This is a genomic window from Micromonospora sp. NPDC002411, from assembly GCF_053592955.1.
This window is the reverse complement of record NZ_JBSFBM010000127.1, coordinates 1-17596: the sequence shown is the minus strand read 5'-3', so window position 1 is coordinate 17596 and position 17596 is coordinate 1. Positions and strand designations below refer to the sequence as shown.

The 17596-nt window shown below is 70.1% G+C and carries 13 protein-coding genes; 2 read left to right on the top strand and 11 right to left on the bottom strand.

Annotation, left to right across the window (positions count from 1 at the left end; all coding sequences use genetic code 11):
- On the top strand, positions 1–1920 hold a 1920-nt coding region (locus tag ACWCO3_RS16925), incomplete at its 5' end, for a PhoX family protein (protein WP_450010783.1).
- 78 nt (positions 1921–1998) lie between these two features.
- Here the strand turns inward: ACWCO3_RS16925 and ACWCO3_RS16920 are convergent.
- Positions 1999–2781 (bottom strand): IclR family transcriptional regulator, encoded by a 783-nt coding sequence (locus tag ACWCO3_RS16920; RefSeq protein ID WP_145785932.1) that lies wholly within the window; start codon positions 2779–2781, stop codon positions 1999–2001.
- 154 nt (positions 2782–2935) lie between these two features.
- On the opposite strand from ACWCO3_RS16920, the gene ACWCO3_RS16915 reads away from it, so the two are divergent.
- Entirely contained in the window at positions 2936–4165 is a 1230-nt protein-coding gene (locus ACWCO3_RS16915; protein ID WP_450010781.1) for an MFS transporter, read from the top strand.
- Here the strand turns inward: ACWCO3_RS16915 and ACWCO3_RS16910 are convergent.
- From ACWCO3_RS16910 to nuoF, 10 genes are all read right to left on the bottom strand, one after another.
- Positions 4141–5226, bottom strand: a complete 1086-nt coding sequence (locus ACWCO3_RS16910) for a polyprenyl synthetase family protein (protein ID WP_145785930.1) — start codon at positions 5224–5226, stop codon at positions 4141–4143. The genes ACWCO3_RS16915 and ACWCO3_RS16910 overlap by 25 nt on opposite strands.
- A gap of 90 nt (positions 5227–5316) precedes the next feature.
- On the bottom strand, positions 5317–6870 hold the full coding sequence (gene nuoN, locus ACWCO3_RS16905; RefSeq protein ID WP_145785929.1) for an NADH-quinone oxidoreductase subunit NuoN: 1554 nt from the start codon (positions 6868–6870) through the stop codon (positions 5317–5319).
- The gene (locus ACWCO3_RS16900) at positions 6867–8399 is read right to left on the bottom strand and encodes an NADH-quinone oxidoreductase subunit M (RefSeq protein WP_145785928.1); all 1533 of its coding nucleotides are present in this window, start codon (positions 8397–8399) and stop codon (positions 6867–6869) included. The genes nuoN and ACWCO3_RS16900 overlap by 4 nt, the downstream gene beginning before the upstream one ends.
- Before the next feature lie 64 nt (positions 8400–8463).
- Positions 8464–10392: an NADH-quinone oxidoreductase subunit L gene (gene nuoL, locus ACWCO3_RS16895; RefSeq protein WP_145785927.1), complete on the bottom strand. Its 1929-nt coding sequence runs from the start codon at positions 10390–10392 to the stop codon at positions 8464–8466.
- An 11-nt stretch (positions 10393–10403) separates the two neighbouring features.
- Entirely contained in the window at positions 10404–10721 is a 318-nt protein-coding gene (gene nuoK, locus ACWCO3_RS16890; protein WP_145785926.1) for an NADH-quinone oxidoreductase subunit NuoK, read from the bottom strand.
- A gap of 58 nt (positions 10722–10779) precedes the next feature.
- Positions 10780–11550, bottom strand: coding sequence for an NADH-quinone oxidoreductase subunit J (locus ACWCO3_RS16885; RefSeq protein WP_145785925.1), 771 nt, complete (start codon positions 11548–11550; stop codon positions 10780–10782).
- Positions 11547–12188 (bottom strand): NADH-quinone oxidoreductase subunit NuoI, encoded by a 642-nt coding sequence (gene nuoI, locus ACWCO3_RS16880; RefSeq protein ID WP_088986758.1) that lies wholly within the window; start codon positions 12186–12188, stop codon positions 11547–11549. The genes ACWCO3_RS16885 and nuoI overlap by 4 nt, the downstream gene beginning before the upstream one ends.
- Before the next feature lies 1 nt (position 12189).
- On the bottom strand, positions 12190–13539 hold the full coding sequence (gene nuoH / locus ACWCO3_RS16875) for an NADH-quinone oxidoreductase subunit NuoH (RefSeq protein WP_423436259.1): 1350 nt from the start codon (positions 13537–13539) through the stop codon (positions 12190–12192).
- Between the two features lie 61 nt (positions 13540–13600).
- Positions 13601–16108, bottom strand: coding sequence for an NADH-quinone oxidoreductase subunit G (locus tag ACWCO3_RS16870; protein ID WP_358162238.1), 2508 nt, complete (start codon positions 16106–16108; stop codon positions 13601–13603).
- Positions 16108–17424 (bottom strand): NADH-quinone oxidoreductase subunit NuoF, encoded by a 1317-nt coding sequence (nuoF, locus tag ACWCO3_RS16865; protein WP_088986761.1) that lies wholly within the window; start codon positions 17422–17424, stop codon positions 16108–16110. Before nuoF ends, ACWCO3_RS16870 begins: the two co-directional genes overlap by 1 nt.
- Positions 17425–17596 lie beyond the last annotated feature (172 nt).

Here is a 17596-nt window from a genome sequence, read left to right as displayed (position 1 = left end):
TGGGTGCGTCGGAAGTCGGCGGATGCCTCGGATCTGCAGGTGAACTACCGCTGCGCCCCCACCACCCCGGACGTCCCGGAGGCCTTCGGCTTCGGCCGTCCCAGCACCGGTGTCGGCAACGGCGCGCTGACCTTCAAGCCGATCCCGCCGAACAAGCTGGACACCCTCGTCGTGCCGAACGGCTACGACCACGCTGTCGTGATCAAGTGGGGTGACCCGGTGCTGCCGGGCGCGCCCGAGTTCAACCTGCACCACCAGACAGCCGCGGCGCAGTCCAAGCAGTTCGGTTACAACAACGACTTCGTGGGCGTGCTGCCGCTGGACAAGCAGGGCAAGCGGGCGCTGCTCGTGGTCAACCACGAGTACACCAACGAGGATCTGATGTTCCCGGGCTTCCCCGGCCTGGACGGGCTCTCCGTGGAGCAGTTGCGCACCGCCATGGCCGCGCACGGCATGTCGGTGGTGGAGTTGGAGCGGGTCGCGGGCACCGGGCAGTGGAAGCCGGTCGGCAAGGGCCCTCGCGCGTACAACCGGCGGGTCACCGCGTTGAGCACCAAGTTCGACCTGACCGGGCCGGCCGCCGGCTCCGCCTGGCTGAAGACCGCCGCCGACCCCAAGGGTCGTACTGTCGTCGGCACCCTGAACAACTGCGCCGGTGGCGTGACCCCGTGGGGCACCGTGCTCTCCGGTGAGGAGAACTTCAACCAGTACTTCGTGGGCGCCGACGCCGCCCCGGCCGAGCTGAAGCCGAAGCTGGACCGCTACGGCATCAGCACCGCCAGCCGCTACCCCAGCGGCAGCCGCAAGTGGGAGCGCGCCGACGAGCGCTTCGACCTGGCGAAGCACCCCAACGAGGCGCACCGGTTCGGCTGGATCGTCGAGATCGACCCGTTCGACCCGGAGAGCCGCCCGCGCAAGCACACCGCGATGGGCCGGTTCAAGCACGAGGGCGCGAACGTGATCGTCGCCAAGGACGGCCACGTGGTCGCGTACATGGGCGACGACGAGCGGTTCGACTACCTCTACAAGTTCGTCTCGGACCAGAAGTTCATGAAGGGCAACTCCTGGGCGGCACGCAAGCACAACCTGACCCTGCTGGAGTCCGGCACGCTCTACGTGGCGCAGCTCGACCAGACCAGCGCGGCCGAGATCGACGGCTCGGGCAAGCTGCCCACCGACGGCGCGTTCAACGGCCGGGGTCGCTGGATCAAGCTGGTCAGCGGCAACCGGTCGTTCGTCGACGGGATGACCGCAGCGGACGTGCTCACCTTCACCCGGCTCGCCGGTGACAAGGTCGGCGCGACCAAGATGGACCGGCCCGAGGACGTCGAGCCGAGCCTGCTCACCGGCAAGGTGTACGTGGCGCTGACCAACAACACCAACCGTGGGGTCGGAAGCAACCCGAAGCCGGACGAGGCCAACCCGCGCAACGCCAACAAGCACGGGCAGATCCTGGAGTTGGTGGAGGACCGCGGCGACAACACCTCGGAGACCTTCGCCTGGTCGTTGCCGATCGTCTGTGGCGACCCGGCCGACGCGTCGACGTTCTTCGCGGGGTACGACAAGACCAAGGTCTCCCCGATCTCCTGCCCGGACAACGTCGCCTTCGACGCCACCGGCAACCTGTGGATCTCCACCGACGGCAACGCTCTGGGCAGCAACGACGGCCTGTTCGCCACGGCCGTCGAGGGTCCGGAGCGGGGGCACCTGAAGCAGTTCCTGACCGTGCCGCTCGGCGCGGAGACCTGCGGTCCGTTCATCACCGGTGACAACCGTTCGGTGTTCGTCGCGGTGCAGCACCCCGGTGAGATCACCGGTGCCTCGGTGGAGAACCCGGCCTCGAACTGGCCGGACGGCGACTACGCCAAGCCGGGCGTGGTGGTCACCTGGCGCCTGGACGGCGGCCCGGTCGGCAGCTGACGTTGCTCAGGCGGTCCGGGGCTGGACCGCCCCCGGAGGCCCTCTCCCAGCCGGGGAGAGGGCCTCTGGCGTTGCGGGTCAGTTGTCGGACGCGATGCCGTCGGCGACGCTCCGGGCCACGGTGAGCAGCTTGGCGCGGACCACCCGGGCGGAGGTCATCATCTCGCTGGCCGGCAACGCGCACGCCAGCACGACGCGGCGTTCCATGTCCTTGTCCGGCGCGACGAGCACCGCCGCGCAGGCCACCCCCTGGCGGAACTGCCCCATCTCCAGCTGCATGCCGCGCCGGTCGCCGGCGGCCAGGTCGGCCTCGAACGTCTCGGTGGTGGTCAGCGTGGCGGTGGTGAACGGGCGCATGCCGTACTCGCGCAGGTAGCGGTGGCGCTGGTCGACGCTGAGGGTGGCGAGCAGTGCCTTGCCGAGGGCTGTCGCGTGCGCCCCCTCGTCGAAGCCGGGGACCAGGTCCTCCAGGTAGGGCGAGCGGTGCCCCTCGGCGACCGCTGTGAGGGCCACCTGACCGCCGACGAAGCGGCCGAGGTAGTGGCTGTAGCCGGTGTCCAGGGCGGCCCGCCGCAGGGTCTCACCGACCGCTGGCGGGCCCCGGAACGCGGTTACCAGCTCCCGGTACCGGTCGGCCACCTCCAACCCCACGATGTACGTGCCGTCCTCGCGACGGATCACGTAGCCCTCGTAGGCGAGTGTGCGGACCAGGTGGTAGGTGGTGGCCACGGTCAGCTCGCACCGTCGGGCGATCTGCTTGACGGTCAGGCCCTTGGGGGCGCGACCGACCGACTCCAGCACCCGCAGTGCTCGGGACACACTGCGGATCAGGTCCGAAGGTTCTGCCAAGGGGTCGCGCACAACCACCTCCGCCGCCGGGGACTTACACCATATGAAAAACAGGCCCGGTGCGAAATGCCTGTTCGGGTCGAGGATGCCAGATCACCATCCACAGCTCGTGGCCCGACCGTCACGGCGAGTGGTCTGAGACGGATTCACGTAGGTTTGCCGGACGATGACCAACACCGCCATCACCCCCGAGCCGACCGCCGCCCGATCCCACCCGATCCGGGCCAGCGCCGGCGCAGTCGCCACCACAGTGGCCTGCGTACTCCCCGTGTTCCTGCTCGGTGGTCTCGCCGTGCAGATGGGCAGCGACCTCGACTTCTCCCCGGCCGGCCTCGGTCTTGCCGTATCCGTCTACTTCGGCGTCAGCGCGCTGGCCTCGGTGCCCTCCGGCCGCCTAGTCGAGCGGTACGGCCCGGCCCGGGTGGCCCGCTGCGGCATCGTGCTGGCCGCCGTGTCGATGCTGGCCGTGGCGGCACTCGCCCGGTCGTACCCGGTGCTGGTCGGGTTGCTGGCCCTCAGCGCCGCCGCGAACGCCCTCGGCCAGCTGGCCAGCAACACGGCGCTGGCCCAGCACGTGCCGGCCCGACGGCAGGGGCTGTCGTTCGGTGTCAAGCAGGCCGCCATCCCGATCTCGACCCTGCTGGCCGGCGCGGCGGTGCCCGTCATCGCGCTCACGGTCGGCTGGCGGTGGGCGTTCGTGGCGGCGGCGGTGGCCGCGATGACGACGCTGCCCGCCGTACCCCGGGAAATACCCGGTCCGCCGCGAAGGGCCGGCGCGACGCGCGCCGGCCGCGCGACGGCGGCGCTGGTGGTGGTCGGCGCGGCAGCGACGTTGGCAGCGGTGGCAGCCAACGCGCTGGGCACCTTCCTGGTGGACTCCGCCGCAGCCCGGGGCATGTCGCCGGGCCTGGCCGGCCTGACGCTGACGTTGGGCAGCGCGGTCTGCGTCGCGGCCCGGGTGGGTGCCGGCTGGCTGGCCGATCGCCGCGCCACCGGCCACGTCGCCCTCATCGCCGCGATGCTCGTCGTCGGCGCGGTCGGGCTGGGCCTACTGGCGCTGACCGGCCCGGTGCCGCTGGTGGTCGGCGTGGTGTTCGGCTTCGGTCTGGGTTGGGCGTGGCCCGGCCTGATGACCTTCGCGGTGGTCCGGCTCCACCCACAGTCACCGGCCGCCGCCACCTCGATCACCCAGACCGGGGTGTACGCGGGCGGTTGTCTCGGCCCGCTGAGTCTGGGCCCGCTCGCCGCCCACCTCGGTTACCCGGCCATGTGGACCACCGCAGCGGCGTCCATGCTGCTGGCAGCCGTCCTCATGCTCGGCGGCGGCCGCCTGCTGGGCCGTGCCGCCGCCGCTGGGAGCCGGGGCGAAGGTCAGCTGGTGCGGTCGGCGATGTAGTCGCAGAGCGATTCGAGCGCGTGCCGCGACGGGCCCTCCGGAAGGGGGGCCAGGCGGGCGCGGGCGTCCTCGGCGTAACTGCGCACGGTCTCCCGGGCGCGCTTGAGCGCCGGGCTCTCCCGGAGCAGCCCCAACGCCTCGGCGTGCAGCGCGTCGTCGGTCAGCGGGCCGGTCGCGAGGATCTCCCGCAGACGCACCGAGGCGGCGTCCGAGTCGTCCGACGCGCGCGCGTAGAGCACCGGCAGCGTCGGGACACCCTCGCGCAGGTCCGTGCCGGGCGTCTTGCCCGACTGCACCGACTCGGAGGCGATGTCGAGCAGGTCGTCGGTGAGCTGGAAGGCGACGCCGATCGTCTCGCCGTAACCAGCGAGGGCCTCCACGTGCTCCGGGGCGGCGCCACCGAACATGCCGCCGAACCGGATCGACGTGGCGATCAGCGAACCCGTCTTGTCGGCGATCACGTTCAGGTAGTGGGTCACCGGGTCGTCGTCCGCGCGCGGCCCCACGGTCTCCGCGATCTGGCCGTGCACCAGCCGGGCGAAGGTGCGCGCCTGCAACCGGACCGCCTCCGGGCCCAGGTCGGCGGCGATGTCCGCCGCGCGGGCGAAGAGGTAGTCACCGACCAGGATGGCGAGCGAGTTGGTCCAACGGGAGTTCGCGCTCGCCGCGCCCCGGCGGACGACAGCCTCGTCCATCACGTCGTCGTGGTAGAGGGTGGCCAGGTGGGTGAGCTCCATCACCACGGCGGCCGGGACCACCTGCGGACCGGTGGGGTCACCGAACTGTGCGCCGAGCGCCACCAGAAGCGGTCGGAACCGCTTCCCACCTGCCTCGAGAAGGTGCCGGGCGGCCTCGGTGACGAACGGGTCCGCGCTGGACACACTGGCCCGCAACTCGACCTCGACCGTGTCCAGAACCGCCAGCACCGACGCCTCGACCCGCGGATCGGCAAGGTTGAGGCCGATCGCGCCGAACTGACTCGTGCTCGCCCGACCCCGCCGACCGCCGGAGCCGGAGGCACCTGAACGCTCACCCGCCGGATTCACCACGCTATCAACCATGCCACACCCGTTCGACCTGCTCCGGCCCGGGGATACGCACCGGGGGCCGGCACGTGAACACGCGCCGACCCCCGGTGATCGATCTTTCCGTCATCGAACGAATTCGGCGGCTCCCGTGGCCAGATCGAGCAGCGGCGCCGGCGCGACACCCAGCACCAGAGTGGCCAGCACACCGATCATCAGCGCTGCGGCGGTGAGCCCGCCGGGCACCGTGACGGTCGGGGTGGACTCACCCGGCTCGGAGAGCCACATCATCACCACGACCCGCAGGTACGGGAACGCCAGCACCATGCTGGTCAGCACACCGGCGATCACCAGCCAGGCCTGACCACCGTCGAGCGCCGGCCCGAAGATGGCGAACTTGCTGGTGAAACCGCTGGTCAGTGGGATACCGGCGAAGGCCAGCAGGATGAAGGTGAACAGCGCGGCGAAGAACGGCGACCGCCGACCCAACCCGGCCCAGCGGGACAGGTGGGTCGCCTCCCCGTCGGAGTCCCGCACCAGGGTCACCACAGCGAACGCGGCCAGCACCGAGAAGCCGTACGCGACCAGGTAGAACATCGTGCCGGAGAGCCCGTCGCGGCTCGGCGCCAGCACACCGACCAGCAGGTAGCCGGCGTTGGCGATCGAGGAGTACGCGAGCAGCCTCTTGATGTCGGTCTGGGTGACCGCGAGTACCGCGCCGACCAGCATGGTCAGCACCGCCACCGCGCCGAGGACCGGGGTGAAGTCCCAGCTGGCGTCCGCGAACGCGACGTGGAAGACCCGCAGCAGGGCACCGAACGCGGCGACCTTGGTGCAGGCCGCCATGAAGCCGGTGACCGGGGTCGGCGCACCCTGGTAGACGTCCGGGGTCCAGACGTGGAACGGTGCCGCCGCCGCCTTGAAGAGCAGGCCGATCGAGAGCAACGCCATGCCGGCGAAGAGAAGCACCGGGCTGGCCGGGGACTCGCCCACCGCCGCGTCGATCGTGGCGAAGTCGACGCCGGCCGACCGGCCCGGGACGCCGGACGTGAAGCCGTAGATCAGCGCCACCCCGAACAAGAAGAACGCGGAGGCGTACGCGCCGAGCAGGAAGTACTTCATCGCCGCCTCCTGGCTCAGCAGCCGCCGGCGACGGGCCAGCGCGCAGAGCAGGTAGAGCGGCAGGGAGAAGACCTCCAGCGCGATGAACATGGTCAGCAGGTCGTTCGCCGCCACGAAGATCAGCATGCCGCCGATCGCGAACGTGGTCAGCGGGTAGACCTCGGTGAGGCCGTTGCGCCCCTCGGCCTGCCGCCGGTCGTCGGCCGACTCGGCGGTCACCGCGGCCTGGGCGACGAACGCCCCGCCCCGCTCGACCGAGCGGTCACCGATCAGCAGCAGCGCCATCGCGGCCAGCACCAGGATCGCGCCCTGCAGGAACAGCGTCGGTCCGTCGATCGCGAGGGCCCGGCCGGCGGTGATGATCCGCTCGTCGGCGTTGAAGACCACCATGGTCAGCGCCGCGAGCACGGCCAGCAGCGCCACCGTCAGCTGCACCACGTGCCGCCAGCGCCGGGGCACGAGAGCCTCGACCAGCACGCCGAGCAACGCGGTGCCCAGCATGATCAGGATCGGGGAGAGCGCCGCGTAGTCGATCGACGGCAGTTTCAACTCGGTCACTTTGCCGCCTCCTGGACGGTGCCGACCGACGGGGCCGGGTCGGTTCTGCCGATGTCGTCCATGGTCGCCTGGACGGCCGGGTTGATCACGTCAGTGACCGGCTTGGGGAAGAAGCCGAGCAGCACGATCAGTGCGATCAGTGGGGCGACCACGACCTTCTCGCGCAGGTTGAGGTCCCGGCGCATTCCGTCCACCTCGGTCAGCGCCGGGTTGAGGGTGCCCTGGGTGGTGCGCTGCACCATCCACAGCACGTACGCGGCGGCCAGGATGATGCCGAGCGTGGCGATGATCGCGACCGGCTTGTTCACCGTGAAGGTGCCGATCAGCACCAGGAACTCGGAGATGAACGGCGCCGTGCCCGGTAGCGCGAGCGAGGCGAGACCGGCGAAGAAGAGCACCCCGGCGAGCACCGGGACCAGCTTGCCGGCACCACCGAAGTCGCTGATCAACGCCGAACCACGCCGGGAGATCAGCATGCCCACCACCAGGAACAGCAGGCCGGTGGCCAACCCGTGGTTGAGCATGTAGAGCACCGCGCCGGTGCCGGCCTGGGTGGTGAAGGCGAAGATGCCCACGCCGATGAAGCCGAAGTGCGCGATCGAGGTGTACGACACCAGCCGCTTGAGGTCGTTCTGGCCGACCGCCAGCAGCGCGGCGTAGACGATGCCGATCACGCCCAGCGCCAGCGCCCACGGCGCGAACCACTTCGACGCCTCCGGGAAGAGCGGGAGGCAGTAGCGCAGGATGCCGAACGTGCCGACCTTGTCCAGCACACCGACGAGCAGCGCCGCGGCACCCGCAGGGGCCGCGCCACCGGCGTCCGGCAGCCAGGTGTGGAACGGGAAGAACGGCGCCTTGATCGCGAACGCGAGGAAGAAGCCGAGGAACAGCCACCGCTCGGTGCCGGTGCTGATGTCGACCTGCGACAGCGCCTGCCAGTCGAAGGTCTTGCCGCCGACCACCCACAGGCCGATCACGGCGGCCAGCATGAACAGACCGCCGACGAGCGAGTAGAGGAAGAACTTCACCGCCGCGTACTGCCGCTGGTGGCCGCCGTAGCTGCCGATGAGGAAGTACATCGGGACGAGCATGACCTCGAAGAACACGTAGAACAGGAAGACGTCGGCGGCCGCGAAGACACCGATCATCGTGCACTCGAGGACCAGCAGCAGCGCGAAGTAGACAGGCACCGACCGCTTCGACGACTCGGCGTCGTGCCAGGACGCCAGGATCACCAACGGCACCAGCACCGCGATCAGCATCAGCATCACCAGCGCGATGCCGTCGGCCGCGAAGGTGAAGCTGACACCCCAGTTCGGGATCCACGAGTACGACTCGCGGAACTGGAAGCGGTCACCGCCGGTCTTGAAGCTGACCCACATCACCACCGAGAGCACCAGCACGAGCAGCGACCAGGCGAACGCCACCTGCTTGGCCAGCTCCGGCCGGTGGCGCGGCAGGAAGGCCACCACCAGGGCGCCCACCAGCGGCGCCACGGTGAGCACCGAGAGGAACGGGAAGTTGGACATTATGCGGCCTTACCTCCGTCGTCACTGCGTGGTCCGCCGGCGGGGGCGGCCGGAAAGAGGTCGATCACGCCAACCACCCGGCCTGCACCGCCAGGAACGCCGCCATCACCAGCAGCGCACCGGCCAGGATCGAGGTGGCGTACGAGCGGACGAAACCGGTCTGCATCCGCCGGAGGCGACCCGAACCACCGCCGACCGCGGCGGCGAGCCCGTTGACGAGCCCGTCGATGCCCCGGTTGTCGAGGTACACCAGCGCCCGGGTGAGGAAGATGCCCGGCTTCTCGAAGACCGCCTCGTTGAACGCGTCGGTGTAGAGGTTGCGCCGGGCGGCGGTGACCAGCACGCCGGCCGGCTGCGGCGCGGTGGCCGTACCGGCCCGGAACAGGAACCAGGCCAGGCCGGCGCCGAGCACCGTGACCAGCAGCGACAGGATCGTGATCACCGTGTGGGAGAGCACGCCGTGGGCCTCACCGGCGGCCTCCTCGCCGAGCACCGGTGACAGCCAGGAGGCGACCCCGTCGTTCCAGGCCATCAGGCCACCGGCCACCACCGAACCGGCAGCCAGCAGGATCAGCGGGATGGTCATCAGCTTCGGCGACTCGTGCGGGTGCTCGATGTCCTCGGTCCACCGCTTCGGGCCGTGGAACGTGAGCACGAACAGCCGCGTCATGTAGAACGCGGTCAGCCCGGCACCGAGCAGCGCCGCGCCGCCGAAGAGCCAGGCGGTCCAGTCCTCCCGCTCGAAGGCGCTCGCGATGATCGGCTCCTTGGAGAAGTAGCCGGAGAGCGGCGGGAGGCCGATGATGGCCAGCCAGCCCATCATGAAGGTCAACCAGGTGATCTTCATGTGCTTCGAGAGGCCACCGAAGCGGCGGATGTCGACCTGGTCCTTCATGCCGTGCATCACCGAGCCGGCGCCCAGGAACATGTTGGCCTTGAAGAAGCCGTGCGCCAGCAGGTGGATGATCGCCAGCGCGTACGCGCCACCGCCCAGGCCGACGCCGACGAACATGTAGCCGATCTGGCTCACGGTCGACCAGGCGAGCACCCGCTTGATGTCGTCCTTGGCCGCGCCGATGATGCAGCCGATCAGCAGGGTGAGCGCACCGACACTGACCACGACGACCTGGAGGGTCGAGTTCGCGGAGAAGATCGGGTTGGACCGGGCGATCAGGTAGACGCCCGCGGTGACCATGGTGGCCGCGTGGATGAGCGCCGACACCGGGGTCGGGCCCTCCATCGCGTCCGGCAACCAGGCCTGGAGCGGGAACTGGCCCGACTTGCCGGCCGCGCCGAGCAGCAGCAGCAGACCGAGGACCAGCACCGTCGCGCCGGTCAGCGAGCCGACACCGTTGAACACCTCGTCGTACTGGGTGGTGCCCAGGGTGGCGAACATGATGAAGATGCCGATGGCCAGCCCGGCGTCGCCGACCCGGTTCATCAGGAACGCCTTCTTACCGGCGGTGGCCGCGCTCGGCCGCTCGGTCCAGAAGGAGATCAGCAGGTACGACGCCAGACCGACGCCCTCCCAGCCGAAGTACAGCATCACGTAGTTGTTGCCGAGCACCAGCAGCAGCATCGCCGCGACGAACAGGTTGAAGTACGCGAAGAACCGGCGACGGCCCGCGTCGTGCGCCATGTACTCCACCGCGTACAGGTGGATCAGGAAGCCCACCCCGGTGATCAGCAGCACGAAGACCGCGGCCAGCGGGTCGAACAGCAGGCCGAAGTCGACGCGCAGGTCACCGACAGCGATGAAGTCCCAGAGGCTCAGCTCGACCGACTTGTTCTCCAGGCCACGCAGCTGGAAGAAGAAGCTCAGGCCGAGCACGAACGCGGCGCCGATGGCGGCGACGCCCAACCAGTGCCCCCAGCGGTCGGCCCGGCGGCCGAGCAGCAGCAGGACGGCCGCGCTCAGCAGCGGGATCGCCACCAGCAGCCAGACGCCCCCGAGCAGCCCCGTGGTCTGGGCGTATTCCACAGTCTCTTCCACCGGTGGACCCCTCAGTACTTCAGCAGGTTGGCGTCGTCGACGCTCGCCGAGCGTCGCGTCCGGAAGATGGACATGATGATCGCGAGCCCGACCACGACCTCGGCCGCCGCCACCACCATCACGAAGAACGCCATGATCTGGCCGTTGAGGTCACCGTTGATCCGACTGAAGGTGACCAGCGTCAGGTTGGCCGCGTTGAGCATCAGCTCCACGCACATGAACAGCACGATCGCGTTGCGCCGGATCAGCACCCCGGCGGCGCCGATGGTGAACAGCACCGCGGCGAGGACGAGGTAGTAGTTCGGCTCGACCGAGAGAAAACTGCCCATTACCGGGCCTGCCTTTCGTTCGCGACTGCGGGGCTCCGCTTCGCTGCACTCCTCGCGCTCACCGGTCCGTCCCCTTCAGCGAGGTCTCCTCGGCGGTCAGCTCGCGCTGCGGAAGGATCGCCGGGGTGCTCCGGTCGGTCAGGCGGCCGTCGGGCAGCCGGGCCGGGGTGGCCACCGAGGAGGAGGTCGCGAAGACACCGGGACCGGGCTTCGGACCGGGGTAGTTGCCCGGGGCGAAGCGCGCCCGCATGGTCGACACCTGGTCGACCTTGTCCTGCTTACGCCGCTCCACGTGGGCCAGCACCATCGCGCCGACCGCCGCGGTGATCAGCAGCGCCGAGGTCAGCTCGAACGCGAAGACGTACTTGGTGAACAGCAGCCGGGCGATGCCCTGCACGTTGCCCTCGGCGTTGGCCTGGTCCAAGCCGACCGCGGTGGTCCTGTCCAGCGCCTGGTAGACGCCGGTGCCGACCAGGCCGGCGAAGCCCACACCGAGCACGATCGCGGCGACCCGCTGACCGCGTAGCGTCTCGATCAGCGAGTCCGTGGAGTCCCGACCGACGAGCATCAGGACGAACAGGAACAGCATCATGATCGCGCCGGTGTAGACGATGATCTGCACCATGCCGATGAACGGGCCGGCCTGGAGCACGTAGAACACGCCCAGACAGAGCATGGTCAGCACCAGCCACAGCGCCGAGTGCACGGCGTTGCGCGCGGCCACCATCCCGATCCCGCCGACCAGCGCGAGCGGGGCGAGGATCCAGAAGGTGACCGCCTCGCCGCCGGAGACCGAGCCCGCCGCGGCGAGCACCGTAGACGTGGTCATGCCTTCTCTCCCTTGCCGGCCGCCACGCGCTGGGCGGCCTGCTCGGCACCCGGGAACGTCACGCCGGGGTGTTCCTCGACCTGGTAGCGGCCGGGGCCCATCGGGGACGTCTCGGCACCGGCGGACGTGCCCGGGTTGTCCAGCGCGCCGACGTAGTAGTCCTTCTCGCTGTCACCAAGCCGCATCGGGTGCGGCGGCTGCTCCATGCCCTCGAGCAGCGGAGCGAGCAACTGCTCCTTGGTGAAGATGAGGTCCTGCCGGTTGTCCCGGGCCAGCTCGTACTCGTTGCTCATCGTCAGCGACCGGGTCGGGCAGGCCTCGATGCACAGCCCGCAGAAGATGCACCGGGCGTAGTTGATCTGGTAGATGCTGGCGTACCGCTCACCCGGCGAGAAGCGCTGCTCGTCGGTGTTGTCGCCACCCTCGACGTAGATGGCGTCCGCCGGGCAGGCCCAGGCGCACAGCTCGCAGCCGATGCACTTCTCCAGGCCGTCCGGGTGCCGGTTGAGGATGTGCCGCCCGTGGTAGCGCGGCGCCGACACCGGCGGCTTGAACGGGTAGTCGGTGGTGACGACCTTCCTGAACATGTGCGAGAAGGTGACACCGAATCCCTTGAACGTTCCGGTGATCGAGCCCACGTCACACCTCCCTGGAGTCCGAGCCGGCGACGATGTTGGCCGGCTCCCGCTCGGCGACCACGCGCGTGATACGCGGGCTCGGTGGTACCTGTAGATCCATCGGCGGCAGCGGGAAGCTCCCGTACGGCCGGTTGTCGACCTGTTCCTGGGTCGTCGGTTTCGGCTGCGGCTTGCGGCTGGGCCAGAAGAGCGTGGCGATCAGCAGGATGCCGGCCGGGATGCTGACGGCGATGACCTTGCCGCGCGTGTCCCAGTCCTCGATGGAGCGCAGGCCCGACAGGACCAGGATCCAGACCAGGTTGATCGGCAGCAGCACCTTCCACCCGAGGCGCATGAACTGGTCGTAGCGCAGCCGGGGCAGCGTGCCGCGCAGCCACACGAACACGAAGACCAGCGCGATCACCTTGCCGAAGAACCAGAGCATCGGCCACCAACCGGAGTTGGCGCCCTCCCAGAGGGTGATCGGCCAGGGTGCCCGCCAACCGCCGAGGAACAGCGTGGTGGTGACCGCGGACATGGTCACCATCGCGACGTACTCGCTGAGCATGAAGAGCGCGAACTTCAGCGAGCTGTATTCCGTCATGAAGCCGGCGACCAGCTCGGACTCGGCCTCAGGGAGGTCGAACGGCGCCCGGTTGGTCTCGCCGACCGTGGCGATGAAGAAGATGATGAAGCTGGGCAGTAGCAGGATCGCGTACCAGCCCGGCGCGGGGATCTCGGTGCCGAAGATGGTCAGCCGTGTGGCGTCGCCCTGGGCGGCGACGATCCCGCTGGTGCTCATCGTGCCGGCGGTCATGAAGACCGCCACGATGGAGAGCCCCATGGCGACCTCGTAGGAGATCATCTGGGCGCTCGACCGCAGACCACCGAGGAGCGGGTACGTCGAGCCGGAGGCCCAACCACCCAGCACGATGCCGTAGACGCCCATCGACGAGCAGGCGAGCAGCAGCAGTACCGCCACCGGCACGTCGGTGACCTGCAACGGCGTGTGGTGACCGAAGATGCTCACCATCGGGCCGAACGGGATCACCGACAGGGCGGTGACCGCGCAGATCACCGAGATCGTCGGAGCGAAGAAGTAGACGACCTTGTCGGCCGCCTTAGGGAGGATGTCCTCCTTGAAGGCCATCTTCAGACCGTCGGCGAGCGTCTGGAGCAGGCCGAACGGGCCGACCTGGTTGGGGCCGGGCCGCACCTGCATGTAGCCCACGACGCGCCGCTCGAACCAGACACCGAGCAGGGTCGCCAGCAGACCGAATGCGAACGCAAAGACGATCTTGCCGAGGACCAGCCACCACGGATCCCGGCCGAAGTCGGCCAGCGTCGGGTCCTGGGCGAGGAGGACTCTCACTGTGCCCACCTTTCGTTCGCGACTGCGGGGCTCACTCGCTGCGCTCGTTCACTCCTCGCGCTCACTGGTTACCCCCAGCGTTGAGGAGCGGACCCGGGAGACCGGTCTCGTCGGCCGCCAGACGCCCGGCCGGAACGGCCGCGCTCGGTGCGGGGACGGAGATCCGGACGACCGCGCCGGACGTCGCCCCGAGGCTGCGCCGCACTGTCGAACCGGGTGAGTTGGTCGGCAACCAGACCACGCCGTCCGGCATCTCGGTGAGCTCGGCCGGCAGGGTCAGCGCGCCCCGGTCGGTGCCGACAGTGACCGCGTCGCCGTCGACCACACCGAGCGCCTCGGCGGTGCCCTTGCCCAGCCGGACGACCGGCGGGCGGGCGGTGCCGGCGAGGTGCTCGTCGCCGTCGGTCAGGGTGCCCAGGTCGACCAGCTGGTGCCAGGTCGCCAGCACGGCCTCCCCGGCGCCCGGGTGCGGCACTCGGCCCGGCGCCACCGACGGAGCGGTCGGCCGGGACGTCCGGGTCGCCGGCAGCGAGCCCAGCTCACGGCGGACGCTCGGCACGTCGGCCGTGCCCAGCCGCACGTCGAGCAGCGCGGCCAGGGCGTCGAGCACCCGACCGTCGGTCATCGCGGCGGTGTTCAGCACCGCCTCGAACGGACGCAGCCGGCCCTCCCAGTCGAGGAAGCTGCCGGACTTCTCGACCACCGGGGCGACCGGCAGCACCACGTTCGCCCGTCGGGTGACCGCGCTGGCACGCAGCTCCAGACTGACCAGGAACGGCACCGCGTCCAGGGCGGCGTCGGCCAGCCGGGGGTCGGCCAGGTCAGCCGGGTCGACACCACCGACGACCAGGGCGCCGAGCTGCCCGTTGGCGGCAGCGTTGAGGATGCCGTCGGTGTCCCGACCAGCCTGGCTCGGGATCACGCCGGCCGGGATGTCCCACGCCTCACCCAGCTCGGCCCGCGCGGCCGGCTCGGTCACCAGGCGTCCACCGGGGAGCAGGTTGGGCAGGCAGCCCGCGTCGACAGCGCCGCGGTCACCCGCGCGCCGCGGCACCCACACCAGCTTCGCTCCGGTACGCCGGGCCACGTCCGCAGCCGCGGAGAGCCCACCCGGCACACTGGCCAGCCGCTCACCCACGATCAGGATCGCGCCCGGCGCGCTCAGCGCCTCGGCGACAGTGGCGTGCTCGGCGAGCACGCTGGCCTCCTCGCCCGGCACCACCCGGGCCAGCTTGGCACCGAGCTTCTCCAAGCCGCGGGTCGCGAACGGCGCCAACGCGTACACCGTCAGGGTCTTCTTCAGGTACGCCTTGCGCAGTCGCAGGAAGAGGATGGGGCACTCCTCCTCCGGCTCCAGGCCGACCAGCACCACCGCCGGCGCGTTCTCCACGTCGGTGTAGGTCACGTCGGTGACGCCGGCGACCGAGCTGGCCAGGAAGTCGGCCTCCTCGCGGGAGACCGGTCGGGCCCGGAAGTCGATGTCGTTGGTGTTCAGCGCGACCCGGGCGAACTTCGCGTACGCGTAGGCGTCCTCGACGGTCAGCCGGCCGCCGGTGAGCACCGCCGTGCCCTGTCCGCTCTCCCGAGCGGTGTGCAGCCCTTCGGCGGCCACGGTGAGCGCCTCACTCCAGGACGCCTCCCGCAGCTCACCGGTGCGCTCGTCACGGACCAGCGGGGTGGTCAACCGGTCGGTGGCGCGGGTGTACTGGAAGCCCCAGCGGCCCTTGTCGCAGTTCCACTCCTCGTTGACCTCCGGCTCGTCGCCGGCCAGCCGGCGCAGCACCTTGCCGCGCCGCCAGTCGGTGCGCTGCCCGCAGCCGGCCGAGCAGTGCTCGCAGACGCTCGGGCTGGACACCAGGTCGAACGGGCGGGCCCGGAAGCGGTACTGGGCACCGGTCAGCGCACCCACCGGGCAGATCTGCACGGTGTTGCCGGAGAAGTAGGAGTTGAACGGGACGTCACCGGCGTCGCCCTCCTCGCCGTACGCGTCGTCCCGGTAGATGTTGATCTCCTCGGCGGACGACCGGCCCATCAGGTCGATGAACTTGTCGCCGGCGATCTCCTCGGAGAACCGGGTGCACCGCTGGCAGAGCACGCAACGCTCGCGGTCCAGCAGCACCTGGCTGCTGATCGCCATCGGCTTCTCGTACTCCCGCTTGTGCTCGTGGAAGCGCGAGTCGGTGCGGCCGGTGGACATGGCCTGGTTCTGGAGCGGGCACTCACCGCCCTTGTCACACATCGGGCAGTCCAGCGGGTGGTTGAGCAGCAGCAGCTCCATCACCCCCTCCTGCGCCTTCTTGGCCACCGGCGAGGTGATCTGGGTACGCACGACCATGCCGTCGGCGACGGCCTGGGTGCAGGAGGCCACCGGCTTGCGCTGGCCCTCCACCTCGACCAGGCACTGCCGGCACGCGCCGGCCGGGGCCAGCAGCGGGTGGTCGCAGAACCGGGGGATCTCGGTACCCATCTGCTCGGCGACCCGGATCAGCAGCGTCCCCTTGGGGGCGGTGACCTCGACGCCGTCGATGGTGAGGGTGACCATGTCGGTCTGCTTGGCTACGTCCGTCATCAGTGAGCTCCAACCAGCTGCTTGTCGGAGAGCTTCGGCGCGGTCCGTCCCTCGATGTAGTCGAGGTAGTCCTGCTTGAAGTACTGCAGCGACGAGGTCACCGAACTGGTCGCGCCGTCACCCAGGCCGCAGAACGAACGGCCGAGGATGTTGTCGCAGGTGTCCAGAAGGGTTTCCAGGTCCTCGTGGGTGCCCTGACCGGCGAGGATCCGCCGGTAGACCCGGACCATCCAGTAGTTGCCCTCGCGGCACGGGGTGCACTTGCCGCACGACTCGTGGTGGTAGAACTCCAGCCACCGGTACGTCGCGTAGACCGGGCAGTCCTGGTCGGAGAAGATCTGCGTGGCGGTGGTGCCGAGGATCGAGCCGGCCGCCGCCACCCCCTCGAAGTCCAGGGGCACGTCCAGGTGCTCGGCGGCGAGCAGCGGCGTGGACGAGCCGCCCGGGGTCCAGAACCGCAGGTTGTGGCCGGGCTGCATGCCGCCCGCCAACTCCAGCAGCTCGCGCAGGGTGACACCCATCGAGCACTCGTACTGGCCCGGGTTGGCCACCCGGCCGGACAGCGAGTAGATCATCGGCCCGGAGGACTTCTCGGTGCCCATGCTCTTCCACCAGTCGGCACCGCCGAGCACGATCGGCGGCACGCTGGCGATGGTGCCGACGTTGTTCACCACCGTCGGGCTCGCGTACAGGCCGTGGGTCGCCGGGAACGGCGGGCGCAGCCGGGGCTGACCCCGGAACCCCTCCAGGGAGTCCAGCAGCGCCGTCTCCTCGCCGCAGATGTACGCCCCGGCGCCGGAGTGCACCACCAGCTCCAGGTCGTAGCCGCTGCGCAGAATGTTGCGGCCGAGGTAGCCCTTGTCGTACGCCTCCTGGACCGCGTTGCGCAGCCGACGCGCGGCGTGCACCGCCTCGCCCCGGATGTAGATGTAGGCGCGGCTGGCCCGGATCGCGTACGACGCGATGATCACGCCCTCGACCAGCGCGTGCGGGTCGTGGGTCATGAGCGGCAGGTCCTTGCAGGTGCCCGGCTCGCCCTCATCGGCGTTGACCACCAGGTAGTGCGGCTTTCCGTCGCCCTGCGGGATGAAGCCCCACTTGAGACCGGTCGGGAAGCCCGCGCCACCCCGGCCCCGCAACCCCGAGTCCTTGATCAGCTGGATCAGGTCGTCCGGGTGTGCCTTGAGTGCCTTGCGTAGTGCGGCGTAACCGTCGAGCTGCTCGTACGTGCCGATGCGCCAGGCGTCCGGCGACAGCCAGCGCTTGGTCAGCACCGGCGTCAGCTTGGCCAGCGTCTCCGGGCGGGGAGTGGTCACTTCTGGGCCCCCGTTTCGCTCGCGTCCGCCGGTCCGGCGCCGTCGGCGTCAGTGCCAGCCTTCGCTTCGGTGAGGTTGCGCTCCTGCGCCCCGGCCTCGTCGCCGGCGGGCTTACCGTCGCCGGCCGGCGCGTTGGCGGCCACGCCGGCGGCCTCGGCCGACCGCGCAGATC